At 62.0% G+C, this 22,877-nt stretch carries 23 protein-coding genes and 1 pseudogene; 9 read left to right on the top strand and 15 right to left on the bottom strand.

All coding sequences use genetic code 11. The annotated features are described in order from the left end of the window. Nucleotides 1–11: 11 nt before the first annotated feature. The 12 genes and pseudogenes from AC07ZE_RS26390 to nrdR form a co-directional block, all read right to left on the bottom strand. Nucleotides 12–812: a cobalamin-binding protein gene (locus AC07ZE_RS26390; RefSeq protein ID WP_207267263.1), complete on the bottom strand. Its 801-nt coding sequence runs from the start codon at nucleotides 810–812 to the stop codon at nucleotides 12–14. Beyond that, nucleotides 812–1,231 carry an MFS transporter gene (locus AC07ZE_RS26395; RefSeq protein WP_207267265.1) on the bottom strand — a complete coding sequence of 140 codons (420 nt, stop codon included), beginning with the start codon at nucleotides 1,229–1,231 and terminating at the stop codon, nucleotides 812–814. Before AC07ZE_RS26395 ends, AC07ZE_RS26390 begins: the two co-directional genes overlap by 1 nt. Continuing rightward, nucleotides 1,228–1,845 carry a GTP cyclohydrolase II gene (gene ribA, locus AC07ZE_RS26400; protein WP_044465292.1) on the bottom strand — a complete coding sequence of 206 codons (618 nt, stop codon included), beginning with the start codon at nucleotides 1,843–1,845 and terminating at the stop codon, nucleotides 1,228–1,230. The genes AC07ZE_RS26395 and ribA overlap by 4 nt, the downstream gene beginning before the upstream one ends. Before the next feature lie 222 nt (nucleotides 1,846–2,067). Continuing rightward, nucleotides 2,068–2,794: pseudogene (locus AC07ZE_RS26405) on the bottom strand (substrate-binding periplasmic protein). A gap of 35 nt (nucleotides 2,795–2,829) precedes the next feature. Continuing rightward, on the bottom strand, nucleotides 2,830–3,333 hold the full coding sequence (locus AC07ZE_RS26410; RefSeq protein WP_207267267.1) for a phosphatidylglycerophosphatase A family protein: 504 nt from the start codon (nucleotides 3,331–3,333) through the stop codon (nucleotides 2,830–2,832). Further along, complete coding sequence (gene thiL / locus AC07ZE_RS26415; protein WP_207267269.1) at nucleotides 3,330–4,295, bottom strand: thiamine-phosphate kinase; 966 nt, start codon at nucleotides 4,293–4,295, stop codon at nucleotides 3,330–3,332. The genes AC07ZE_RS26410 and thiL overlap by 4 nt, the downstream gene beginning before the upstream one ends. A 28-nt stretch (nucleotides 4,296–4,323) precedes the next feature. After that, nucleotides 4,324–4,824 carry a transcription antitermination factor NusB gene (nusB, locus tag AC07ZE_RS26420; RefSeq protein WP_095197200.1) on the bottom strand — a complete coding sequence of 167 codons (501 nt, stop codon included), beginning with the start codon at nucleotides 4,822–4,824 and terminating at the stop codon, nucleotides 4,324–4,326. Beyond that, nucleotides 4,821–5,297 carry a 6,7-dimethyl-8-ribityllumazine synthase gene (gene ribH, locus AC07ZE_RS26425; RefSeq protein ID WP_003228649.1) on the bottom strand — a complete coding sequence of 159 codons (477 nt, stop codon included), beginning with the start codon at nucleotides 5,295–5,297 and terminating at the stop codon, nucleotides 4,821–4,823. Before ribH ends, nusB begins: the two co-directional genes overlap by 4 nt. A gap of 91 nt (nucleotides 5,298–5,388) precedes the next feature. After that, nucleotides 5,389–6,480: a bifunctional 3,4-dihydroxy-2-butanone-4-phosphate synthase/GTP cyclohydrolase II gene (ribBA, locus tag AC07ZE_RS26430; protein WP_207267271.1), complete on the bottom strand. Its 1,092-nt coding sequence runs from the start codon at nucleotides 6,478–6,480 to the stop codon at nucleotides 5,389–5,391. A 31-nt stretch (nucleotides 6,481–6,511) separates the two neighbouring features. Further along, nucleotides 6,512–7,177: a riboflavin synthase gene (locus tag AC07ZE_RS26435; protein ID WP_008059524.1), complete on the bottom strand. Its 666-nt coding sequence runs from the start codon at nucleotides 7,175–7,177 to the stop codon at nucleotides 6,512–6,514. A gap of 189 nt (nucleotides 7,178–7,366) precedes the next feature. Continuing rightward, a complete protein-coding gene (gene ribD / locus AC07ZE_RS26440; protein ID WP_207267273.1) occupies nucleotides 7,367–8,497 on the bottom strand; it encodes a bifunctional diaminohydroxyphosphoribosylaminopyrimidine deaminase/5-amino-6-(5-phosphoribosylamino)uracil reductase RibD in 1,131 nt (376 codons plus the stop codon). Then, complete coding sequence (gene nrdR, locus AC07ZE_RS26445) at nucleotides 8,494–8,958, bottom strand: transcriptional regulator NrdR (protein WP_003228656.1); 465 nt, start codon at nucleotides 8,956–8,958, stop codon at nucleotides 8,494–8,496. Before nrdR ends, ribD begins: the two co-directional genes overlap by 4 nt. Before the next feature lie 117 nt (nucleotides 8,959–9,075). On the opposite strand from nrdR, the gene AC07ZE_RS26450 reads away from it, so the two are divergent. From AC07ZE_RS26450 to trxA, 3 genes are all read left to right on the top strand, one after another. Continuing rightward, nucleotides 9,076–9,540: a YbaY family lipoprotein gene (locus AC07ZE_RS26450; protein WP_207267275.1), complete on the top strand. Its 465-nt coding sequence runs from the start codon at nucleotides 9,076–9,078 to the stop codon at nucleotides 9,538–9,540. After that, a complete protein-coding gene (locus AC07ZE_RS26455) occupies nucleotides 9,537–10,190 on the top strand; it encodes a class I SAM-dependent methyltransferase (RefSeq protein WP_207267277.1) in 654 nt (217 codons plus the stop codon). The genes AC07ZE_RS26450 and AC07ZE_RS26455 overlap by 4 nt, the downstream gene beginning before the upstream one ends. A 184-nt stretch (nucleotides 10,191–10,374) precedes the next feature. Continuing rightward, complete coding sequence (trxA, locus tag AC07ZE_RS26460; RefSeq protein WP_207267280.1) at nucleotides 10,375–11,247, top strand: thioredoxin; 873 nt, start codon at nucleotides 10,375–10,377, stop codon at nucleotides 11,245–11,247. On the opposite strand, the gene AC07ZE_RS26465 is transcribed toward trxA, so the two are convergent. Then, complete coding sequence (locus AC07ZE_RS26465) at nucleotides 11,244–11,591, bottom strand: hypothetical protein (protein WP_207267282.1); 348 nt, start codon at nucleotides 11,589–11,591, stop codon at nucleotides 11,244–11,246. The genes trxA and AC07ZE_RS26465 overlap by 4 nt on opposite strands. A gap of 137 nt (nucleotides 11,592–11,728) precedes the next feature. On the opposite strand from AC07ZE_RS26465, the gene AC07ZE_RS26470 reads away from it, so the two are divergent. The 5 genes from AC07ZE_RS26470 to AC07ZE_RS26490 all read left to right on the top strand — a co-directional run bounded on the left by AC07ZE_RS26470 (nucleotide 11,729) and on the right by AC07ZE_RS26490 (nucleotide 15,890). After that, nucleotides 11,729–12,319 carry a DUF2796 domain-containing protein gene (locus tag AC07ZE_RS26470; protein WP_207267284.1) on the top strand — a complete coding sequence of 197 codons (591 nt, stop codon included), beginning with the start codon at nucleotides 11,729–11,731 and terminating at the stop codon, nucleotides 12,317–12,319. Nucleotides 12,320–12,454: 135 nt separating this feature from the next. Then, nucleotides 12,455–13,165 (top strand): ABC transporter ATP-binding protein, encoded by a 711-nt coding sequence (locus AC07ZE_RS26475; RefSeq protein ID WP_137804425.1) that lies wholly within the window; start codon nucleotides 12,455–12,457, stop codon nucleotides 13,163–13,165. 1 nt (nucleotide 13,166) lies between these two features. Continuing rightward, on the top strand, nucleotides 13,167–14,432 hold the full coding sequence (locus tag AC07ZE_RS26480; RefSeq protein WP_207267293.1) for an ABC transporter permease: 1,266 nt from the start codon (nucleotides 13,167–13,169) through the stop codon (nucleotides 14,430–14,432). 11 nt (nucleotides 14,433–14,443) lie between these two features. Continuing rightward, entirely contained in the window at nucleotides 14,444–14,962 is a 519-nt protein-coding gene (locus tag AC07ZE_RS26485; protein WP_095197190.1) for a DUF3299 domain-containing protein, read from the top strand. Between the two features lie 229 nt (nucleotides 14,963–15,191). After that, complete coding sequence (locus AC07ZE_RS26490; protein ID WP_207267295.1) at nucleotides 15,192–15,890, top strand: OmpW/AlkL family protein; 699 nt, start codon at nucleotides 15,192–15,194, stop codon at nucleotides 15,888–15,890. Between the two features lie 113 nt (nucleotides 15,891–16,003). On the opposite strand, the gene AC07ZE_RS26495 is transcribed toward AC07ZE_RS26490, so the two are convergent. Both AC07ZE_RS26495 and AC07ZE_RS26500 read right to left on the bottom strand, forming a co-directional pair. Continuing rightward, entirely contained in the window at nucleotides 16,004–16,933 is a 930-nt protein-coding gene (locus tag AC07ZE_RS26495) for an NAD-dependent epimerase/dehydratase family protein (RefSeq protein ID WP_207267298.1), read from the bottom strand. Further along, nucleotides 16,926–17,810, bottom strand: coding sequence for a sugar nucleotide-binding protein (locus AC07ZE_RS26500; RefSeq protein ID WP_207267308.1), 885 nt, complete (start codon nucleotides 17,808–17,810; stop codon nucleotides 16,926–16,928). The genes AC07ZE_RS26495 and AC07ZE_RS26500 overlap by 8 nt, the downstream gene beginning before the upstream one ends. Nucleotides 17,811–18,117: 307 nt before the next feature. Here AC07ZE_RS26500 and AC07ZE_RS26505 point away from each other — a divergent pair, with 307 nt between their 5' ends. After that, nucleotides 18,118–22,422, top strand: a complete 4,305-nt coding sequence (locus tag AC07ZE_RS26505) for an Lhr family helicase (protein WP_207267316.1) — start codon at nucleotides 18,118–18,120, stop codon at nucleotides 22,420–22,422. Nucleotides 22,423–22,877: the final 455 nt, after the last annotated feature.

Here is a 22,877-nt window from a genome sequence, read left to right on the forward strand (position 1 = left end):
GCACCTCGGTCTCAGCGGTCAGGCGCGATCAAATGGCACAGTTTGGCCGTCGCTTCGACCATTTGCCCACTGGGCCGCTCCAGGCCTTTATCGGTCACCCGCAACAATTGCCCACTCACCACCGCCGCTACCTGCGGCCACGCCTTCCACGCCTCCAGCTGAGCCTGATCAGCGGCCAGAATCACCTCGGGATTGCGCTGCAACACCGCCTCGACGCTGACTTGCGGTGCCGGCAGTGTCAGGTCGGCAAATACGTTCCGCACACCGCAGACATCAAGCGCATCGCTGATGATCTGCCCGCCGCCCACGGTGTACAGCGGCCGATCCCAGACCTGGTAGAACACTCGCAATGGTTGATCCCGCCGATAGCGCTGACGCAGTTCCTTGAGCCGCTGACGCAGATCGGCGGCCAATGCAGTTCCACGCTCAGGTCGCCCGAGCTGTGTGGCAATCGCTTCGATCTGTGCGGTGAGTTGCTCAAGGCTGTGCGGTTCGGCGACGTAGGTCGGGATGCCCAAGCGCTTGAGCTGTTCGCGCTGCGCCGGGCCGACGCTGCCGGGCCAGAGCAGCAGCAAATCGGGCTTGAGGCTGAGCAGCCGCTCCATGTCCAACTGGCCGTAGCGGCCAACGGAGGGCAGGTTCTTGAGCTCAGCGGGACGCTCGCCGGCATCCAGCACACCTACCAGCAGGTCGGCGGAACCCAGTTCGACAACGATTTCCGAGAGCGACGGCGCAAGACTGACTACCCGCTCAGCCGCCATCGACGAACCGCTGACGGCCAGCAACAGAAATGCCAGCCAGACAGGACGCATCAACCCAGCTGACGCGGAATACGGTAGAGGTAGAACAGCACCGTGGTCGACAGCGCCAACAGCATCAGCGGCACCGCTTCAAGACCGACAAATACCGCCAATGCAGCGATCCACGCCGGCAAGCTGGCGGCGAGGAAAGCCGTGCGCCGCGTGGCGGCCAGGCTGATCCACGCGGCAGGTTCATCCGGGGTATCGAGGGCTTTCTGGGTGGCGATCAACGCGTGTTTGTAGCCGCCAAAGAACTTCAGGCTGACAAACATCGAAGCGACACCGGCGATGAACAACGGCATCGCCAGCACCGGCAAGATGGCCTCACCCTGGCCGAACACGCCGTTGATCACCAACAGCGGCAACAAGGCCAGCGCAAAGTATTGCCACCAGTTGACGGACAGCCGCCGCCGCACCTGACCGCGGGTCACGCCCGGTCTACCTCGCCCTGATGCTCGTTACCCATCATGTGGTCGAGTTTGCTGGCCTTGGTCGCCAGGTAGAGTTTGTTGTGCGGGTTATGGCCGGTGTGTAGCGGTACGCGCTCGGCGACCACAATGCCCATGTCGGTCAGGGCTTTGACCTTGCGTGGGTTATTGGTCATCAGACGCAGGGATTTCACCCCCAGGTGCTCCAGCATCGGCAGGCACATGGCGTAATCACGCTGGTCAGCCGCGAAGCCCAGGCGCTCGTTGGCTTCAACGGTATCGGCACCGCCATCCTGCAATTCGTAGGCGCGGATTTTGTTCAGCAAGCCAATGCCGCGGCCTTCCTGCCGCAGGTACAGCAGCACGCCACGGCCTTCACGGGCGATGGCCTGCAGCGCTGCTTCAAGTTGCGAGCCGCAGTCGCAACGCTGGCTGAACAAGGCATCGCCAGTCAGGCATTCGGAGTGCAACCGGCCGAGTACCGGAGCACCGTCGGCGATCTCACCCAGGCTCAGCACAACGTGCTCGCGCCCGGTAGCTTCATCGAGAAAACCGTGCATGGTGAATTGCGCAAAAGGCGTTGGCAGCTTGGAAGCGGCGACAAAAACGACAGGCACCGGTGTGCTCCTGATCTAAAAGTCTGAAGATTCGCAGGCCGGCATTGTAACAGCAGGTTCCGACAGGCGCTTAGGCTGAATTATCGGCCATAACAATCAAAAAGTTTGATAACCGGGCTTATTACTACCTGTGGGAGCGGGCTTGCTCGCGAAGGCGTCGTGTCAGTCGATATCAATGCTGTATGACAGACTGCTTTCGCGAGCAAGCCCGCTCCCACAGGGTTAATCAAACGGATAAGGCTGCTTCCAGCGCTCGAAGATCGGTTTCAGTTCGCCGGTTTTTACCAACGCTTCCATACGCTGGTCGAACAGTGCCATTAATGTACGAGCCTGTGGCGTCTTGGCAAAGCACAGATACAACGGCAACGCCGCGATATGGGTGCGGCGGAACTGGGACGGATCCTTGGCCCGATTGAGGACGTAATCGACCTCAGTCAGCGCATCTATGTAGAAGTCGGCTCGGTTGTGGATCAGCATCGAGACGATGCCGGTGCGCCGGATCACCTCATCGTAGCGGCGTACGCTGGGCAGGTAGTCCTGATAATCGTAACCGCGGACCCAGGCCAGTCGATAATTGCCCAAGGTTTGCGGGGTCGGTACAGGGCTGCTGGCCAGCCCCAGTGCATAGATGTGATCGGTGTCGAAATTCCACTGCGGATAGAGCAGTTCGTCCGACTCGTCACGGTAGGAACCTACACAGGCGTCCACTTCGCCACGTTGAGCCAGGCCCATGGAACGCAGGTAAGGTTCGGTGCGGATGTCCAGTTTGACCCCCGCCGGTTCAAAGACCTGCCGCAGCACGTCCCAACCCGTGGCCATCGGCGGCGGTGTAGTCTTCCCACTCTTCGCTGGCCAGGTGAATCACGGACGGCGTCGTTGCGGCCTGCCCCGCGTGGGCGAGTGAGCAAAACAAGGCGAACACCAGCACCATCAACCCGCGTCGAGCCATCCTTAGTTCTCCCAATCGCCCCGTAACCTCTCAGGTCAGGCGAAAATCCATACCAGCCCCTGCATCGCCAACCATGCGAATACCCCGGCCAGGACATCATCGAGCATGATCCCGACACCGCCGTGAACATGCCGGTCGATCCAGCGAATCGGCCACGGCTTGAGGATATCGAAGAAGCGGAACATCAGAAAACCCGCCAGCAGCCACTGCCAGCCTTCCGGCACCAGCCACAGGGTGATCCACATTCCGACCATCTCGTCCCAGACGATGCCTTCGTGGTCGTGCACCCGCAAATCATCGGCGACCTTGCCGCACAGCCAGAAGCCGAACAGCATGGTGATGCCCAACATCAGCCAGTAGCCCCAATCGGGCATCATTTGCCATAACGGGATAAAGGGTAGCGCAACCAACGACCCCCAGGTGCCCGGTGCCTTTGGCAGGGTGCCCGAGCCGAAGCCGAACGCCAGGAAATGCCATGGGTTGCGCCAGACCGATGGCGGCACGAATTCCGCCGGGACCTGTTTGGGATGATCTGTCACGGTGTCTCCCGAAAATGTTGATAACCCCGGGTTTGCGGGGTGATGTCTTGTCCATCGGCGTCCAGCAGTATCACGCCCTGGCCGTTCACCACGCGCCCGATCACATGGATCGGCCAGCCGTCGGCCAGCAAGGCCGGCAACTCGACGGACGGTAGAGTGAAGGCCAGTACGTAATCGTCACCGCCACTGAGGGCGGCACGTTCCGCGCCTGATCGACCGAGGAAAGCGAGCAGCGCCGCCGACAGCGGCAAGCGTTCGCGTTCGACCTGCAGGCCGACGTTCGACGCCAGGGCGATGTGCCCGCAATCGGCGAGCAGGCCATCGGAGATATCCAGCGCCGAAGTCGCCTTGCCACGCAGTGCCATGCCCAATCCAAGCTGCGGTTGCGGCGACCAGTAATGCGTCAGCAGCGGGTCGGCGATGACCGCCTCGGCGCTGCGCTGGCCCAGCACCAGCGGCAATGCCCCGGCGGCATTGCCCAATTCGCCGCCCACACACAGCAGGTCGCCCGCTTGCGCGCCGCTGCGGGTCAAGGCCAACCCGCCCGGTACCCGACCGAACACGGTCATGGTCAGGCTCAACGGCCCACGGGTGGTGTCGCCGCCCACCAGCGCCACACCGCAGCTTTGCGCCATGAGGTTCAAACCACGGGCATAGGCTTGCAGCCAATCGGTGGTCACCGCCGGCAAGGTCAAGGCAAGGGTAAAGGCAACGGGGGTGGCGCCCATGGCGGCCAGGTCACTGACCGCAACGGCCAGCGAGCGCTGGCCGAGCAGAAACGGATCGCAGGGATCTGCGAAATGCACACCGGCCACGAGGGTGTCGGTGGAAATCGCCAACTGCTCCCCCGGGGGAACAGCCAGCAAGGCGCAGTCATCGCCAATGCCGAGGGCAACGCCTTCGCCGCCCTGCGCACAAGGCGCGGCGGCGAAGAAATTGCGGATCAGCTCAAACTCGCCCATGGCTTCGTGCCGACGTTACAAGCGCCGATCAGCGCTTGAACGCCTTCACTTCAGCTTCACGCAAACGCGGAGCCAGCTTGTCGAGCACGCCGTTGACGAACTTGTGGCCATCGGTGGAACCGAAGACCTTGGCCAGTTCGATGCCTTCGTTGATCACTACGCGGTAAGGCACGTCGACACGCTTGAGCAGTTCCCAGGTGGACAGGCGCAAAACCGCCAGTTCAACCGGGTCGAGCTCTTCGATGGTCAAGTCCAGGCAAGGCTTGAGTGCGGTGTCGATCTCGGTCTTGAACTGCGGAACCCCGTGCAGGATTTCGCGGAAGTATGCGCCATCGACATCGGTGAAATCGTTATCGACCCGGAACTGCGCTTCGATCTCGTTCAGCGACTGCTTGGCCATGTGCCATTGGTACAGTGCCTGGGTCGCGAGCTGACGGGCTTCGCGACGCTTGGCGCTTTTCGATGGCTTGCCGGCATCCGCAGGCTTTGGATCGCGCGGGTTGAAACGATCGCTTTCGTCGCTAATCACTTGGCCTCCAACTGCGCCAGCAGACTGACCATTTCCAGAGCGGACAGGGCAGCTTCGGCACCTTTGTTACCGGCCTTGGTGCCGGAACGTTCGATGGCTTGCTCGATGGAATCAACGGTCAGGACACCGAAAGCGACCGGAACGCCGAACTCCATGGACACCTGGGCCAGGCCCTTGGTGCATTCGCCCGCCACGTATTCGAAGTGCGGAGTACCGCCACGAATGACCGCGCCCAGGGCGATGATTGCCGCGAACTCGCCCTTCTGAGCGACTTTTTGCGCAACCAGCGGGATTTCGAAGGCGCCAGGCGCACGGATGATGGTGATGTCGCTTTCGCTCACGCCATGGCGAACCAGGGCATCAACTGCACCGCTGACCAGGCTTTCAACGACGAAGCTGTTGAAACGGCCCACTACCAGAGCGTAGCGGCCTTTAGGGGCGATGAAGGTACCTTCGATGGTCTTCAGGGTCATTCGATAGATCTCTTAAAGAGCCGGGACGCGTCTTCTACGCGCCCCTCAGTGATATTTGAACCGCGAATTCAGGGCCGCAAACAACCGGTCATTATTCGGAGGGCACGTATTCTACAACTTCCAGATCGAAACCGGATATCGCATTAAATTTCATCGGTGCCGACATCAGGCGCATTTTGCGCACGCCAAGGTCACGCAGGATCTGCGAACCGGCACCGACAATGCTGTAGGTGGTCGGTTTTTTCACGGCGGCGTGATCGGCGGTTTCGCGGATATGCGCCAGCAGCACATCGCCGTCGAGCGGGTGACCGAGCAACAACACCACACCGCTGCCGGCCTCGGCCACCGCGGCCATGGCGGCGCGCAGGCTCCAGCGGCCCGGCTGCTTGACCATCAGCAGGTCGCGCAGCGGGTCCATGTTGTGCACGCGCACCAGGGTCGGTTCTTCGGCGCAGACATTGCCCAGGGTCAGGGCCATGTGCACGTCGCCTTCCACGGAATCACGATAGGTCACCAGGTTGAATTGGCCCAGTTCGCTGTCCAGCGGCTGCTCGGCAATCCGCTGAACGGTACGTTCGTGGATCATCCGGTAGTGAATCAGGTCGGCGATGGTGCCGATCTTGATGTGGTGTTCGGCGGCGAAAGCTTCCAGTTCGGCGCGACGGGACATGGTGCCGTCGTCGTTCATCACTTCGCAGATCACGCCGCTCGGCTCGAAACCGGCCATGCGCGCCAGGTCGCAGGCCGCTTCGGTGTGGCCGGCACGGGCCAGGGTGCCACCGGCCTGGGCCATCAGCGGGAAGATGTGGCCCGGGCTGACGATGTCCTCAGCCTTGGCATCACGGGCAGCGGCCGCTTGCACGGTGCGCGCACGGTCGGCAGCGGAAATGCCGGTGGTCACACCGGTGGCCGCTTCGATGGACACGGTGAACTTGGTGCCGAAGCCGGAACCGTTGCGTGGCGCCATCAGCGGCAGCTTGAGCAGTTCGCAGCGTTCGCGGCTCATCGGCATGCAGATCAGGCCGCGGGCGTGCTTGGCCATGAAATTGATGTGTTCGGCCTGGCAGCACTCGGCGGCCATGATCAGGTCGCCTTCGTTCTCGCGGTCTTCGTCATCCATAAGGATGACCATCTTGCCTTGGCGGATGTCTTCAACCAGTTCTTCGATGCTATTGAGCGCCACAAGGCACCCCCCTTCTTTCGAAATTTGAGCTTCAGGATTTGAGATAGCCGTTGGCGGCCAGAAAGCTTTCAGTAATGGTGCTGCCGGCCGTTGGCTCTGCGGCCTTATCGCCCAGCAACAGGCGCTCCAGGTAGCGGGCCAGCAGGTCGACTTCCAGATTGACCCGGCGACCTGGCTGGTACGATGCCATGATGGTTTCGCTCAGGGTGTGCGGAATGATGGTCAGCAGGAATTCGGCGCCATCGACCGCGTTCACGGTCAGGCTGGTGCCGTCGACGGTGATCGAACCTTTATGGGCGATGTACTTGGCCAGTTCTTTCGGCGCACGGATACGGAATTCCACGGCGCGCGCGTTTTCGGTACGGGCAACCACTTCACCCACGCCATCGACGTGGCCGCTGACCAGATGTCCGCCCAGGCGTGTAGTCGGGGTCAGGGCTTTTTCCAGGTTGACCGGGCTGCCGCTTTTCAGGTCGTTCATGGCGGTGCAGTCGAGGGTTTCGCGACTGACGTCCGCCGCGAAGCCGTTGCCCGGCAATTCAACCGCCGTCAGGCACACGCCGTTGACCGCGATGCTATCGCCCAGTTTGACGTCGCTCAGGTCGAGCTTGCCGGTTTCTACATGGACCCGCACATCTCCGCCTTTTGGGGTCAATGCACGAATACTGCCGATGGATTCGATGATGCCGGTGAACATGGGGTTCTCCTCGAGAACAGAGCCAGCGCTGTAGCTGGCCTGGAATTATACGCTCGCCGCTCAGTCAGCGTGAGAGCGTAGCGAGCGAAGGAAAGACAAGGCAAAAACAGGCAAGGAAGCGGAGTTTACGGATTGTAAATGAGCATTCCGAGCCTGTTTTTAACGCAGTATTTCCGAGCGTAGTAGCTCTCACGCTGACTGTGGCGAAGGAATGGCGGTGACTCGCCAGTCATCGCCCACCGCGCGAATTTCGGTGATTTTGAGCTCGGGTGCATCCTTCATTTGTGCGAGCGGCCAATCCAGCAGCGGCCGTGCCGAAGAGCCCAAAAACTTGCCGGCAATGAAAATCTGGAACTCATCCACCAAACCGAGTTGAGCGAAAGCACCGGCCAGTCGTGGACCGGCCTCGACCAACACCTCGTTGACACCACGTTGGGCAAGCTCGACCAGCAACTGGCGCAGGTCGACCTGGCCGTCGTAGCCGGGCACGATCAGGCATTCAGGGCCGTTGGCGTATTGCTCTTCCACCGCCACACAGGTAGCGACCAACGCCGGGCCGGCCTTGAAGAACGGCGCATCCAGCGGCACGCGCAGGCGACCGTCGACCAGCACCCGCAGCGGCGGTCGGCTCATGGCCAGTGCGGTTTGTTCGGCATCCAGCCCCAGCTCATCGGCGCGCACCGTCAACCGGGCATTGTCCGCCAGCACCGTATCGGCGCCGGTCAGCACCACGCTGGCCTGGGCGCGCAAGCGTTGAACCGCCGAACGCGCCGCGGGGCCGGTAATCCATTGGCTCTCGCCACTTTCCATCGCCGTGCGACCGTCCAGGCTCATGGCCAGCTTGACCCGTACGAACGGCAAGCCCTGCTCCATGCGCTTGAGAAAACCCGGGTTGAGCTTGCGCGCCTCGCCTTCCAGCACGCCGCTTTCAGTGGCGATGCCGGCCTGCTCCAGGCGTTGCAGGCCACGACCGGCGACTTCCGGGTTCGGGTCCTGCATCGCTGCCACGACCCGCGCTACCCCGGCATTCACCAGGGCATCGGCGCAAGGCGGCGTGCGACCGTGGTGGCTGCAAGGCTCGAGGGTTACGTAAGCCGTGGCGCCCCGGGCCCGGTCACCAGCGGCGCGCAGCGCATGGACTTCGGCGTGGGGTTCGCCGGCGCGCTCGTGCCAGCCTTCGCCGACGATTTGCCCGTCGCGCACGACCACGCAACCGACCCGCGGGTTGGGGTGTGTCGTGTAATGACCTTTGCGTGCCAGTTCCAGTGCGCGGGCCATGTAGTGGGCGTCGAGGATGGCCTGTTCGGCGGACGTGGTCATTCTTTCACCGGTTCACGGGCCAGGCGATCGATCTCTTCGCGGAACTCGTTGAGGTCCTGGAAACGGCGATACACCGAAGCGAAGCGGATATAGGCGACTTCGTCGAGTTTTTGCAGCTCGGCCATCACCAGCTCACCGACCACGAGGGATTTGACCTCGCGCTCGCCGGTGGCGCGCAGTTTGTGTTTGATGTGCACCAGCGACGATTCGAGGCGCTCGACACTCACAGGGCGCTTCTCCAGCGCACGCTGCATGCCGGCGCGGAGTTTTTCTTCGTCGAACGGCTGGCGACTGCCGTCGGTTTTGATCAGGCGCGGCAACACCAGTTCAGCGGTTTCGAACGTCGTGAACCGTTCGCCGCAGGCCAGGCATTCACGCCGGCGGCGCACCTGTTCGCCCTCGGCGACCAGACGCGAGTCGATGACCTTGGTGTCGTTGGCACCGCAGAAGGGACAGTGCATGGTGGCAGGCAACAAAAAAAGGGAGGGCCATGGTAGCGCATCCCCGTGGCAAGACAAGCCATAGGGTTTGCGGTATACAGACTGGTTATATATGGACTACACCTGCTGGAGCCACAAATGTCCCTGAGACCGCTCGTTTTACTCAGTCTTTTCAGCCTGTTGGTGGCCTGCAGCAGCGATGCGCCCAAGCCCCAGCCGCCGACACCCGGCCCTGCGCCGGAACAGGCACAGAAAAAAGCCAGGCAATCGGTCCCGCTGGGCCCGCTGCCGGCGTATCAGCGCGAATTGAGCGGCACCTTGCAAGGTGTACCAGCCGGCGCCGAAGTCGAACTGGCGTTGCTGGTCATCGACGAAAAAGACCGCCCGCAACAATTGCTCGCCAGTTCGAGCCTGATCGGCACCAACCAGGTGCTGCCGTTCCACCTGCGCTTCAACCCGGATGCCTTTCCGGTCGGCGCACGGGTTGAACTGCGGGGCCGCGCCAGTCAGTCCGGCCAGTTGATCCTGCACCTGCCGTCGCAACGGATCACGCAACCCACTACCCAGGCGCTGGGCCAACTGCAATTCGTCAAAGCACCATGAATGCACCGCTCGACCTGCAACAGGCATTGGATGAACTGCTTGGCGATGCACGCCTGGTCGCCTGTGATTTGCCGGAAACCGAACTGAAACTGTGGCTGATCGACGGCGACAATATGGACCGTGCCTTCAGTCCGGAAGAGACCCGACGCATTCTGCATGAGCCGCCCTACTGGAGCTTCTGCTGGGCCAGTGGTCTGGCCGTGGCTCGCTACCTCGCGCAATTTCCCGAATGGGTCATAGGAAAACGGGTGCTGGATTTTGGTGCCGGCTCCGGCGTGGCGGGAATTGCCGCGGTGAAAGCCGGGGCGCTGGAAGTGGTGGCCTGCGACCTCGATCCACTGGCGATTGCGGCCTGTCGGGCGAATGCCGAACTCAATGACGTACAGCTCACCTACTCGACGGATTTCTTCGCTGAGGCTGATCGCTTTGATCTGATCCTGGTGGCGGATGTGTTGTACGACCGGGCGAATCTGCCGCTGCTCGATGAGTTTCTCAGTCGAGGGCGCGAAGCCCTGGTGGCGGATTCGCGCGTTCGGGATTTCCGCCATCCATTGTATCGGCGCATCGAAATGCTGGAGGCCATGACCTTGCCGGATCTGTGTGAACCCGAAGAGTTTCGCCATGTGAGCCTGTACCACGCGCGGCGCTAATTAAAAGCTTCGCGAGCTGGCTCGCTCCCAGAGGGAGTTTGTGAACGCCGCAAAACCACTGTGGGAGCGAGCCTGCTCGCGAAAGCGCCTTGTCAGGCAATACACCTCTCAAAGGCTACCCCGCTTCCGGCCACCCCCTACCAGGCCGTATAGTTGCCCCATTCACGCTTTTACGAGATCCCCCATGAGTCAGCAAACGCCGTACATCTTCGACGCCACGACTGCCGATTTCGACCAGTCGGTGATCGAGAACTCCTTCCACAAACCGGTGCTGGTGGATTTCTGGGCCGAATGGTGTGCGCCGTGCAAAGTGCTGATGCCGATGCTCCAGACCATCGCCGAGAGCTATCAGGGTGAATTGCTGCTGGCCAAGGTCAACTGCGACATCGAGCAAGACATCGTCGCTCGTTTCGGTATCCGCAGCCTGCCGACCGTGGTGCTGTTCAAGGATGGCCAGCCCGTCGATGGTTTTGCCGGAGCACAGCCGGAGTCGGCTGTTCGCACCCTGCTCGAACCTCATGTGAAGATGCCGCCACCCGCCGCTGCCGATCCGTTCGAACAGGCCCAGGCGCTGTTCGACGACAGCCGTTTTGCCGACGCAGAAGCCATCCTCAAGGTGCTGCTGGGCGAAGACAACACCAATGCCAAGGCGCTGATTCTGTATGCCCGCTGCCTCACCGAGCGCGGTGAGCTGGGTGAAGCGCAAGCCGTACTCGATGCAGTCAAGAGCGATGAACACAAGGCTGCCCTGGCCGGTGCCAAGGCGCAGATCAAGTTCCTCGGCCAGGCCAAGGACCTGCCGGATGCCGCCGACCTGAAAGCCAGGCTGGCGAAAAACCCACAGGACGATGAAGCGGTCTATCAGCTAGCAATTCAGCAACTGGCCCGCCAGCAGTACGACGCGGCGCTGGATGGCTTGCTCAAGCTGTTCATCCGCAACCGCAGCTACAGCGAAGGCTTGCCGCACAAGACCTTGCTGCAGGTGTTCGAACTGCTGGGCAACGATCACCCGCTGGTGACCACGTACCGTCGCAAGTTGTTTGCTGCGTTGTATTAAGTCGTCTCGATCCACCGGTAGAGCGGTGTATCGGCACCGCTCTCCACCTTCACGTCCGGGCTATGGCGCAGCCGCACCAACAGACGCTTGCCCGACGCCGCACTGCCGGTCAAACCTTCCAGCTGCTCCAACAGATCCGGCCCGCTCAATTGCCCCGCCTTTCGCAGCAAGTCCCTGGCGACCTGCCATAACGCATCATCCTGACTCAGCGGTTTGGCCGGCCCTGCACTGACCTGGGCTTTTTCCACCTGCAACTGCGCACCGAGCCGTGCCCAGTCGGCGTCATCCATCTCCAGCGTCAAATCCACCGGCCAGTCGCCGATGCTTCCGCGAATTCGCAACATAAGTCCGCTCCTGCACATTTCTTCACTTGCATGCTCCCATGGGACTTGTGCAACGCCAAGCAGGCAGTCAAACTCTGCGAAACTACGTTATAAGATTACATAACATATTTTTCATTTTACCTTTCGGAGACCCGTCCATGCGCCGTCTGCTGCTCGCTTTGCCGTTTGCCTTGTTGCCACTGGCTGTTGCCCAGGCCGCTGACGAACATGACCATGATCACGACCATGAGCACGGCAGCCTCGGCGCCCACGAACACGGCGTCGGTCGCTTGAACGCGGTGCTGGATGGCCAAACCCTGGAACTGGAACTGCAAAGCCCGGCAATGAACCTGGTGGGTTTCGAACATGCCGCCACTACCGATGCTGACAAAGCCAAGGTCGCCGCAGCCCGCGCTCAACTCGAGAAGCCTTTGGTGCTGTTCAACCTGGCGAACGCCGCCGGTTGCGTGGTGGCCAGCCAGGAACTGGAGAGCCCGCTGTTCGGTGATAAACCGGATGCCGATGACGATCAGGACAAAGACGCCAAGGACGAACATCACCACGACCACAGCGAAATCCACGCCCACTACCAGTTCAGCTGCGCCACACCCGGTGCACTGAAGACCCTGGATCTGGCGAATATTTTCAACACATTCCCGGCCACCCAGAAAATTCAGGTACAACTGATCGGCCCGGGCGGGCAGCAAGGGGTGGAAGTGACGGCCAAGGCTGCCGCCCTCAAATTCTGATTCACCGAAACCCTTTCTGTGGGAGCGAGCCTGCTCGCGAATACGCTGCGACAGCCCCTGTGATATTGAGATTGACGCCCCCTTCGCGAGCAGGCTCGCTCCCACAGGGTTCACCCATTACCTGATCGGTTGCACATGACCCAAGCACTCATCGAACTGTCCGACCTGGGCTTCAGCTGGCCCGGACACCCGCCGCTGCTGGATATCCCGGCGTTTCGCCTGGAGCCTGGGGAAACTTTGTTTCTCAAGGGACCCAGCGGCAGCGGCAAGACCACCCTGCTCGGCCTGCTCGGTGGTGTGCAAAAACCTGATCGCGGCAGCATCCGCCTGCTCGGCCAGGAGCTGACTGAACTGTCGGCCGGTGCCCGCGACCATTTCCGTGTCGATCACACCGGCTACATTTTCCAGCAGTTCAACCTGCTGCCATTCCTGTCAGTGCGCGAGAACGTCGAACTGCCCTGTCATTTCTCGAAGCTGCGTGCCGAACGCGCGAAACAGCGCCATGGGAGTGTCGATAACGCGGCAGCGACCTTGCTCGCCCACTTGGGCCTGAAGGATGAACACATCCTCGGACGCCGCGCCGACTCGCTGTCCATCGGCCAACAACAACGGGTCGCTGCCGCCCGCGCCCTGATTGGCCAACCGGAACTGGTGATCGCCGACGAACCGACTTCCGCCCTGGACTACGACGCCCGCGAGCACTTCATTCGCCTGCTGTTCGCTGAATGCCGCGAAGCCGGGTCGAGCCTGTTGTTCGTCAGTCATGATCAGAGCCTCGCACCGCTGTTCGATCGCCACCTGTCGCTGGCCGAACTCAATCGCGCCGCCACGTCTTTCGAGGTCTGAGATGTATTTGTTTCGTCTAGCCATGGCCAGCCTGGCTAACCGCCGCTTCACTGCGATCCTCACCGCGTTCGCCATCGCCCTGTCGGTGTGCCTGCTGCTGGCCGTAGAGCGGGTGCGCACCGAGGCCAAGGCGAGTTTCGCCAGCACCATCAGCGGCACTGACTTGATTGTCGGCGCACGCTCAGGCTCGGTGAACCTGTTGTTGTATTCGGTGTTCCGCATCGGCAACGCCACCAACAACATCCGTTGGGACAGCTTCGAACACTTCGCCAACAACCCGAGAGTGAAATGGGCGATCCCGATGTCCCTTGGTGATTCCCATCGCGGTTATCGGGTGATGGGCACCACCGAGGCCTACTTCGAGCATTATCAGTACGGCCGTCAGCAACACCTGGAACTGGCCGATGGCCGCGCCTTCGCCACGGATCCGTTCGAAGTGGTGCTCGGTGCCGAAGTGGCGGACGCGCTGCACTACAAACTCGGCGATAAACTGGTGCTGGCCCACGGCGTGGCGGCGATCAGCCTGGTCAAACATGACGACAAGCCGTTCACCGTGGTCGGCATTCTCAAACGCACCGGCACACCAGTGGATCGCACGCTGCACATCAGCCTCGGGGGCATGGAAGCGATTCACATCGACTGGCACAACGGCGTGCCGGCCCGGGGCGAAGGGCGAATCAGTGCCGATCAGGCGCGTAACATGGACCTGACGCCCCAGGCGATCACCGCCTTCATGCTGGGCCTGAATAGCAAGATTTCGACCTTTGCCTTGCAGCGCGAAATCAACGAATTCCGTGGCGAACCGATGCTGGCGATCCTCCCCGGCGTTGCGCTGCAAGAGTTGTGGAGCCTGATGAGCACCGCGGAAAAAGCCCTGTTCGTGGTCTCGCTGTTTGTGGTGCTGACCGGGCTGATCGGCATGCTCACGGCGATTCTCACCAGCCTTAACGAACGCCGCCGCGAGATGGCGATTCTGCGTTCGGTGGGCGCGCGCCCGTGGCACGTCGCGACATTGCTGGTGCTGGAGGCGTTTGCCCTGACGCTGGCAGGCGTGATCGCCGGCGTGGCGCTGCTGTATGTGGGCATCGCCGCCGCCCAAGGTTACGTGCAAGCCAATTACGGCCTGTTTCTGCCACTGGCGTGGCCCAGCGAATATGAATGGACGCTGCTTGCTGGCATCCTGATCGCCGCGCTGCTGATGGGCAGCGTGCCGGCCTGGCGCGCTTATCGCCAATCCTTGGCCGATGGCCTGTCGATCCGCTTATGAGGACCTTGAAAATGCCCCGCGCTGTTTTTGCGCTGTTGATGCTGGTCGCCCTGCCGCTGTGGGCGGCCGAGCCGAAAGAGCTCACCTGGTCGGAAATGATCCCGCCGGACGCCCCGCCGGAAGTGCCGAACATGACGCCGCTGCACGACCTGTCGAAGATGAGCGATACGCTGTCCGCCGAATCCGCGCCAGCGGCCAAACAGGACATGCCCAACGCACCGGTGGTCAAAGCCCTCGATGGCCAGAACATTCGTTTGCCGGGGTACATCGTGCCGCTGGAAGTGAGTGAGGAAGGTCGCACCACGGACTTTCTGCTGGTGCCGTACTTCGGCGCCTGCATCCACGTACCGCCACCGCCGTCGAACCAGATCGTGCACGTCAAAAGCGAAGTGGGCGTGAAGCTCGACGAGCTGTACCAGCCGTACTGGATCGAAGGCGCGATGCAGGTCAAACCGTCCTCCAGCGAGTTGGCCGATGCCGGGTATCAGATGGAGGCGGACAAGATTTACCTGTATGAATTGCCGGAGTGAATCCCGGCAATTCACCGTCGCCTGAACAATAATCTTCGCGAGCAGGCTCACAGGGAATTTGTGTGGGTGCGCAAATCCAATGTGGGAGCGAGGCTTGCCCGCGAAGAGGCCTTCAATGGCACCACAAAAACCAACCCCATCACCGTTTCCTTGAGCTGAGTCAAAAGACCAAATCGTTAGGCGCCTTACCATTGGACATCAAAGATTTTTAACGTCCTTTGGAGCCCCCATGAACAAGTCCCTGCTCGGCGCCACGCTGTTTGCCCTTGCGCTCGCAGCCCCGCTCGCCCACGCCCACGAAAAAGGCGACATCCTCTTGCGTGCCGGCGCGATCACCGTCGACCCGAATACCGACAGCTCCACCGTCAAGGTCGATCAGGGTCCATTGAGCGGCGCCGATCTGGGCGGCAAGGCGACGCTGAGCAGCGACACGCAACTGGGCCTGAACTTCGCCTACATGATCACCGATCACCTGGGCATTGAATTGCTGGCGGCCACGCCGTTCGAGCATGATGTAAAACTCAAGGGTACAGCCCTGAGTGCAGCCAACGGCAAGCTCGGCAGTTTCAATCAACTGCCGCCGACCTTGAGCCTGGTGTACTACCCGCTCGACTCCAAGTCTGCGTTCCAGCCCTATGTCGGTGCTGGCGTCAACTACACCTGGATGTACGATGAACACCTGAGCAGCGAAGCCCGCGCCAATGGTTTCAGCAACTTCAACACCAAAAACTCCTGGGGCGTGGCCTGGCAGGTCGGTGCCGACTACATGCTGACCGACAACATCCTGCTCAACGCCCAGCTGCGCTACATCGATATCGACACCCGCGCGACCGTGGAAAACAACGCCGTCGCGCCGGGCACTCGGGCACGGGTGAACGTGGATGCGGATCCTTTCATCTACATGGTGGGCCTGGGCTACAGGTTCTAAAGAATGTTCACGTGGTGGTGAACCCGGCCAGGGGAAACACATTGCCCCAGAAGCAATCTCCGGCCACAAAAAAGGCGCCTCTCAAGGGCGCCTTTTTTGTGGGCTTGAACAGCTCAGCGCCCCAGCAACCGCGCCAGCCCGACACTCATCGGAGTCTGCTGGGGGCGGGCAAAACGTTCGAGCAAACGCCGGTTATCGGCCCGTGAATGGCGGATATCGCCGGAACGCGCGGGGCCGTAGTTCACCGGTGGCAAATCACCGACCACCACCTTCAGTGCTTCAAGCAGTTGCTTGAGAGTGGTCGCCTGGTTCCAGCCGACGTTGACCGCACCGACTTCCACCTGCGGTTTTTCAATGGCTTGCACCAACAGATTCACCAAGTCTTCAACGTAGACAAAATCGCGCGTCTGCTCACCGTCACCAAACACGGTGATCGGCAGGCCTTTCTGCGAGCGCTCGCTGAAAATGCTGATCACCCCGGAGTACGGCGAGGATGGATCCTGGCGCGGACCGAAGATGTTGAAAAAGCGAAAGATCACCGGTTCCAGGGCATGCTCGCGCCGGTAGAAATCGAAGTAATGCTCGCTCGCCAGCTTGTCCGACGCGTAGGGTGTCAGCGGCGCCTTGGGCGTGTCTTCATCGATAGACTCGCCTTCGCCATTGTTGCCATATACCGCTGCGCTGGAAGCAAACAGCACACGCTTGACGCCGGACTGGCGCATGGCTTCGCAGACATTCAGCGAGCCGATGAAATTACTTTGGTGAGTCTTTACCGGATCGTCCACCGAGGCCTGTACCGAGGCCACCGCCGCCAGATGCGCGACAGCGCTGCAACCGGCCATCGCCCTAGCCACCAGCGCGGCATCGGCGACGTCGCCAACGATCAGCTCGACCTTGGGATTGTCCAGCGGCAGGTTGCTGCGTTTGCCGGTGGACAGGTCGTCGAGAATCCGCACCGAATACCCCTTGGCGAGCAAGGCGTCGGTCAGGTGCGAACCGATGAAACCGGCACCGCCGGTGATCAGAACGGGAGCGTCAGCCATGGCGATAGAACCTGTCCAGTAGGCCCGGGAGAGCGGCGCGCCAGGCGCGCGGTTTGATCCCGAAGGTGTGCAGAATTTTCTTGCAGGCCAGCACCGCGTGCTGCGGTTCTTCGGCAGCGTCCGGCCGCGCGGCGTGGGCCTGAGCGGTCGGTGCTTCGATGGCCAGCGGATGCAACGCGCGTGCTTCGCTGAGGATAGCTTGTCCCAGCGCCAGCGGCGTGGTCGCTTCGTGTCCGGCGTAGTGGTAGGTGCCCCACAGCGGCGCTGCGCAGTCGAGTTGCTTGAGGACTGAAATGATCACGCGGGCGGCGTCATCCACGGGCGTTGGATTGCCTCGACGGTCATCGGCCATCAGCAGCTCTTCCGGGTGCTCGGCCCGGCTGAGGAACCGCCCGAGGGTGCCCTCGGGGCTGTCATCGAGCAGCCAGCCGAAACGCAACAACACATGTTGCGGGCACGTGGCGCGAACGCTCTGTTCGATCCGCCACAAGGCCTGACCACGCAGGCCCAGCGGCACCGGTTCGTCTTTTTCGCTGTAGGCGGTGGCGCGCGAGCCATCGAACACCCGATAGCTCGAAGGCTGCAAGAGAACGATGTTGTGATGCTGGCACAGTTCGGCCAGGCGCTCGACCGCCCGTTCCTGCCCGGCCAGACGCTGTTCGCTGACCGTCTCCGCCTGGAACCAGTCGAAGTAGTAGGCGAGGTTGATCAACGCGTCCGGGCGGGTGTCGTCGAGCAATTGCGTCAGGCTCGCGGCATCCCAGCCGTCTTGTGGTGGGCGGGGGGCGAGGAAACCGATGTCTTCCTCCGCACCGAGGCGAATCAGCGCCTGCCCAAGGGCATTTCCGCCGCCCAGTAACATAAGGCGCATTCGCATAGAGTCAGCAGGCCCAATCTGATTGAAACAATGGTTTTATCGACAGTATTCGCAGGCGATGCCGCCGATAGTTGCCGGAATCGTTGCATTTTGCGGGTTTAGTGCGCAACCGTCATCCGTAAAGTGTAGATGCCTGGGGTTTGCGTCGCCTGTGTCGGCCTCTTCGCGAGCAGGCTCCCACACAAAGGGTCTGCGGTGTATACCCATTCACTGTGGAACCGAGCCTGCTCGCAAAGAGGCCTTAATGGCCAACGAAGATCTTGAGCGGTACTTGCATCTTCCCCGTCTCACCCGCATAAATCAGACCATGAACCTGCCTATCCCCGCAGACAGTGCCCTGGACGGCTTCCACCCCGCCGTCAGCGCCTGGTTCAGCAACACCTTCGCGACGGTGACCGCCGCCCAGGCCCGGGCGTGGCCGCTGATCCGTCAGCGCCGCTCGACGCTGGTCGCTGCGCCCACCGGCTCCGGCAAAACCCTGACCGCATTCCTCGCGGTCATTGACGATCTTGTCCACCGTGGGCTGGACACCGACTGCGGCCTGCCTGACGAAACCCTGGTGGTCTACGTCTCGCCGCTCAAGGCGCTGTCCAACGACATCCGCATCAACCTGCAAACGCCACTGGCCGGCATCACCGAACAACTGCGTGTGATGGGCCTGCCCCCATTGCAGATCACCACCGCCGTGCGCACCGGCGACACCCCGCAAAAAGACCGCTCGGCGATGCGCAAGAGCGCACCGCATATTCTGGTCACCACCCCGGAGTCGCTCTACGTGCTGCTTGGTTCCGACTCGGGCCGAAAAATGCTCGGCACCACGCGTACGGTGATCGTCGACGAAATACACGCCATCGCCGCCAGCAAACGCGGCAGCCACCTGGCCCTGAGCCTGGAGCGTCTGCAGGCGCTCTGTGGCGAACCGCTGGTGCGCATCGGCCTGTCGGCCACGCAAAAACCTATCGAAGCCGTCTCGCGCTTTCTGGTCGGCCGCGATCGAGATTGCGAAATCATCGACATCGGCCATGCCCGCCCACGGGACCTGGACATCGAGGTGCCGCCCGTGCCGTTGTCGGCGGTGATGGCCAATGATGTCTGGGAACTGGTCTACGACCGACTCGCCGCCCTCGCCCGCGAACACCGCACCACGCTGATTTTCGTCAACACCCGGCGGCTGGCCGAACGCTTGAGCCGGCACCTGAGCGAACGCCTGGGCAAGGACGCCGTGGCCGCCCACCATGGCAGCCTGGCCAAGGAGTTTCGCCTGGACGCGGAGCAGCGACTCAAACGCGGCGAGTTGCAGGTGCTGATCGCCACAGCCTCGTTGGAATTGGGCATCGACATCGGCGATGTCGACCTGGTGTGCCAGATTGCTTCGCCACGCTCGATCGCCGGATTCCTGCAACGGGTCGGCCGCTCCGGACACCAGGTCGGAGGCACACCCAAGGGCCGCTTGTTCGCCACCACCCGTGACGACCTGATCGAATGCGCTGCCCTGCTCGATTGTGTACGCCGCGGCGAACTGGACACCTTGCAGATCCCCCTGGCGCCGCTGGACGTACTGGCGCAGCAGATCATCGCCGAGGTCAGCTGCCAGGAATGGCCAGAGGACGCTTTGCTGGCAATGTTCCGCCAGGCCTGGCCCTACGCCGCGTTCGACGAAAAACACTATCAAGCGCTGCTGCACATGCTCGCCGAGGGCTACAACGGGCGTCAGGGCATCCGCAGTGCCTACCTGCACCGCGATGCCGTGAACCGCACCCTGCGCGGGCGCCGCGGCGCCAAACTGACGGCCGTGACCAGCGGCGGGACCATTCCCGACAACGCCGACTACAGCGTATTGCTGGAACCCCAGGGGCTGAACATCGGCAGCGTCAACGAAGACTTTGCCGTGGAAAGCATCGCCGGCGACGTGTTCCAGCTGGGCAATACCTCGTACCGGATCCTGCGGGTCGAGACCGGCAAGGTCCGGGTCGAAGATGCCCAGGGCCAACCACCGACGATTCCGTTCTGGCTCGGCGAAGCGCCGGGACGCAGTGCAGAGCTGTCGTTTGCCGTCGCGCGCCTGCAAGCGCAGCTCGATGAGCTGCTGGCTGCCACACCGGGCAACCTGCAACCGGCCCTCGACTGGCTGACCGAGACCCTTGGCCTCAATCTCGCCAGTGCCGAGCAACTGGTCGAATACCTCGCCCGCGCCCGCCAGGCCCTCGGCGCCCTGCCGTCCCAGGACACGCTGCTGATGGAGCGTTTTTTCGACGAGTCCGGCGGCACCCAACTGATCATCCATACGCCGTTCGGCAGCCGCATCAACCGCGCCTGGGGCCTGGCCCTGCGCAAGCGTTTTTGCCGCACCTTCAACTTCGAATTGCAGGCTGCCGCCAGTGAAGACGCCATCGTGCTGTCATTGTCCACCAGCCACAGTTTTGAACTGGACGACGTCTGGCGTTACTTGCACAGCAACAGTGCCGAGCACACGCTAATCCAGGCCGTGCTCGATGCACCGCTCTTTGGCGTGCGCTGGCGCTGGAACGCCGCAGTGGCCCTGGCGTTACCGCGTTACAGCGCAGGGCGAAAGGTTGCGCCGCAAATTCAGCGAATAAAAAGCGAAGACCTGATCGCCAGCGTATTTCCAGATCAGATTGCTTGCGTGGAAAACCTTGTCGGCGAACGGGACATTCCCGACCATCCGCTGGTGGAGCAAACCCTCGATGATTGCCTGCATGAGGCCATGGACAGCGAAGGCTGGCTGGCGTTGTTGCGGCGCATGGAACGCGGTGAGGTCCGCCTGATCAGCCGTGACTTGCCCGCGCCCTCGCCCCTGGCTGCGGAAATTCTCAGCGCCAGGCCCTACACCTTTCTCGATGATGCACCGCTGGAAGAGCGTCGAACCCAAGCCGTGCTCAATCGCCGCTGGAGCGATCCGCAATCCACCGATGACCTCGGCGCACTGGACTTTGATGCCATCGTCGCCGTGGGGCAAGAAGCCTGGCCAGCGCCCAACGGGGTCGATGAAATGCACGAGGCGTTGATGAGCCTGGCCTGCATCACCGAGGCCGAGGCGCAAGCCAACTTGAACTGGCTCGATTGGTTGAATGCCCTGGCCGACAGTGGCCGCGCCTGCCGTATCAATCACTCGCTATGGCTGGCCCGGGAACGGCTGAGCTGCTTGCAGGCGATTTATCCACAAGGTGATTTGAGCCCGGCGCTGCAGGCTTTGCCGGGATTTGATGAACCCTGGAAAGCCGACGACGCCGTGGTTGAGGTGGTTCGTGCCAGGCTCAGCGCGTTTGGACCTCTGCCGCTGAAGGCGATTGCCGAACCGCTGGGATTGCCGTCGACACAGGTCACCCGGGCACTGGCGCAACTGGAGCGCGAAGGCTACGTGCTGCGCGGTCGCTTCACCCCGGGCCACGCCGAAGAAGAATGGTGCGAGCGACATCTGCTGGCGCGGATTCACCGTTATACGGTCAAGCGTCTGCGGCGGGAAATCGAGCCCGTGGCGTTGCAGGATTTCATGCGCTTTCTGTTCGACTGGCAGCATCTGTCCAGCACCACCCAAGGCCGGGGCAGCGCGATGTTGCCAGCGATCATCGCTCAGTTCGAGGGTTACCCCGCTGCGGCATCGGCCTGGGACGGCGAGATCCTGCCGGCGCGCCTCAAGGATTACACGCCCACCTGGCTGGATGAGTTGTGCCGCAGCGGCAAGCTGGTCTGGACCCGCCTCACCGCCCGCAACAAAGGCGCCGGCACGGCCCTACGCAGCACGCCGATTGTGTTGCTGCCGCGCAATCGGGTCGGGATCTGGAGCGACTTGGCCGAGCAGACGCCGGTGAGCGAACTGTCGCCCAAAACGCAAAAGGTTTATGACTCACTGCGCCAGCACGGCGCGTTGTTTTTCGATGAGCTGGTGCATGAAGCGCATGTATTGCGCACCGAACTGGAAATCGCCCTGCAAGAGCTGGTCGGCGCCGGACTGGTGAACGCCGACAGTTTCGCCGGGCTTCGAGCCTTGATCACACCCGCCAGCAAACGTCAGGCGCGCAGCGGCCGACGTGGGCGCGGAGCGTTTATCGGCGGCATGGATGATGCCGGACGCTGGGCCTTGCTTCGACGCGGCTCGCCAGCGCCGGTTGTGGATAACCCGCGCCCGTTGCCGATACCCGCCGACACCCTGGAACACATCGCCATGACCTTGCTGCGCCGCTACGGCGTGGTGTTCTGGCGCTTGCTGGAACGTGAGGCGGACTGGCTGCCGAGCTGGCGCGAACTGCTGCGCACTTTCCATCGCCTGGAAGCACGGGGCGAGATTCGGGGTGGACGCTTTGTCAGTGGTCTGGCAGGCGAACAGTTCGCGCTGCCCGAGGCGATTCCATTGCTGCGCGAAGTGCGGCGCCGACCCCATGACGGCAGCCTGGTTGCGGTGTGCGGAGTCGACCCGCTGAACCTTGCCGGCACCTTGCTGCCCGGTGCGAAAGTGCCAGCGCTGGCGAGCAATCGGCTGGTGTATCGCGATGGGTTGCCCGCTGCTGCCGAGATCGCCGGTAAACAGCAGTTCTGGCTGGAGCTGGATCAACAGGCCATGACTGAAGTGCGCAGCAAACTGATCCGGCATTGATGTTATCCGGGCCGGCCTCATCGTGAGCAGGCTACTGCTCGAACGCAACGGCTGGGTGCGAAACAACCCTCGCTTACCGGTGACAGCCGGCTTCTGGCAATGCATCCTCGGCCTCCCGGATTCTACCGCTCAGAGTCTGTGGCATCGGTACCCCATGCCCAAAGCCCTACGTTCCTCGTCGGCGCAGTCCGGCGATTTAAAGCATTCAGCTCGCGAAATCACGATCTCCCATGCCATGCGCCGGCAACTTGGCTACTAAAGCGCGCAATACGGCTTATAAACCAGGTGAGACATTGCGAATTGTTCTAAACAACTGTCAATTTTGACAGTTGGCGACTCGCTAATGAGAACGAATAATCCTTACGAAGCCCACCAGAGCGGCGCGGGCGTTGAGATACCCACGATGGAAAAGGGCTTCCGTAAAGATCTGACGGACTAAACGCCCCTACCGGGCG

It is taken from the genome of Pseudomonas sp. GW101-3H06 (genome assembly GCF_059424605.1).

Excerpts from the sequence above, each read along its gene's own strand:
- AC07ZE_RS26390 (WP_207267263.1), bottom strand. The coding sequence starts at position 812 with ATGCGTCCTGTCTGGCTGGCATTTCTGTTGCTGGCCGTCAGCGGTTCG.
- thiL (WP_207267269.1), bottom strand. The coding sequence starts at position 4,295 with ATGGGCGAGTTTGAGCTGATCCGCAATTTCTTCGCCGCCGCGCCTTGT.
- ribH (WP_003228649.1), bottom strand. The coding sequence starts at position 5,297 with ATGACCCTGAAGACCATCGAAGGTACCTTCATCGCCCCTAAAGGCCGC.
- AC07ZE_RS26435 (WP_008059524.1), bottom strand. The coding sequence starts at position 7,177 with ATGTTCACCGGCATCATCGAATCCATCGGCAGTATTCGTGCATTGACC.
- ribD (WP_207267273.1), bottom strand. The coding sequence starts at position 8,497 with ATGACCACGTCCGCCGAACAGGCCATCCTCGACGCCCACTACATGGCC.
- nrdR (WP_003228656.1), bottom strand. The coding sequence starts at position 8,958 with ATGCACTGTCCCTTCTGCGGTGCCAACGACACCAAGGTCATCGACTCG.
- AC07ZE_RS26450 (WP_207267275.1), top strand. The coding sequence starts at position 9,076 with ATGTCCCTGAGACCGCTCGTTTTACTCAGTCTTTTCAGCCTGTTGGTG.
- AC07ZE_RS26455 (WP_207267277.1), top strand. The coding sequence starts at position 9,537 with ATGAATGCACCGCTCGACCTGCAACAGGCATTGGATGAACTGCTTGGC.
- trxA (WP_207267280.1), top strand. The coding sequence starts at position 10,375 with ATGAGTCAGCAAACGCCGTACATCTTCGACGCCACGACTGCCGATTTC.
- AC07ZE_RS26465 (WP_207267282.1), bottom strand. The coding sequence starts at position 11,591 with ATGTTGCGAATTCGCGGAAGCATCGGCGACTGGCCGGTGGATTTGACG.
- AC07ZE_RS26470 (WP_207267284.1), top strand. The coding sequence starts at position 11,729 with ATGCGCCGTCTGCTGCTCGCTTTGCCGTTTGCCTTGTTGCCACTGGCT.
- AC07ZE_RS26475 (WP_137804425.1), top strand. The coding sequence starts at position 12,455 with ATGACCCAAGCACTCATCGAACTGTCCGACCTGGGCTTCAGCTGGCCC.
- AC07ZE_RS26480 (WP_207267293.1), top strand. The coding sequence starts at position 13,167 with ATGTATTTGTTTCGTCTAGCCATGGCCAGCCTGGCTAACCGCCGCTTC.
- AC07ZE_RS26485 (WP_095197190.1), top strand. The coding sequence starts at position 14,444 with ATGCCCCGCGCTGTTTTTGCGCTGTTGATGCTGGTCGCCCTGCCGCTG.
- AC07ZE_RS26490 (WP_207267295.1), top strand. The coding sequence starts at position 15,192 with ATGAACAAGTCCCTGCTCGGCGCCACGCTGTTTGCCCTTGCGCTCGCA.
- AC07ZE_RS26495 (WP_207267298.1), bottom strand. The coding sequence starts at position 16,933 with ATGGCTGACGCTCCCGTTCTGATCACCGGCGGTGCCGGTTTCATCGGT.
- AC07ZE_RS26500 (WP_207267308.1), bottom strand. The coding sequence starts at position 17,810 with ATGCGAATGCGCCTTATGTTACTGGGCGGCGGAAATGCCCTTGGGCAG.
- AC07ZE_RS26505 (WP_207267316.1), top strand. The coding sequence starts at position 18,118 with ATGAACCTGCCTATCCCCGCAGACAGTGCCCTGGACGGCTTCCACCCC.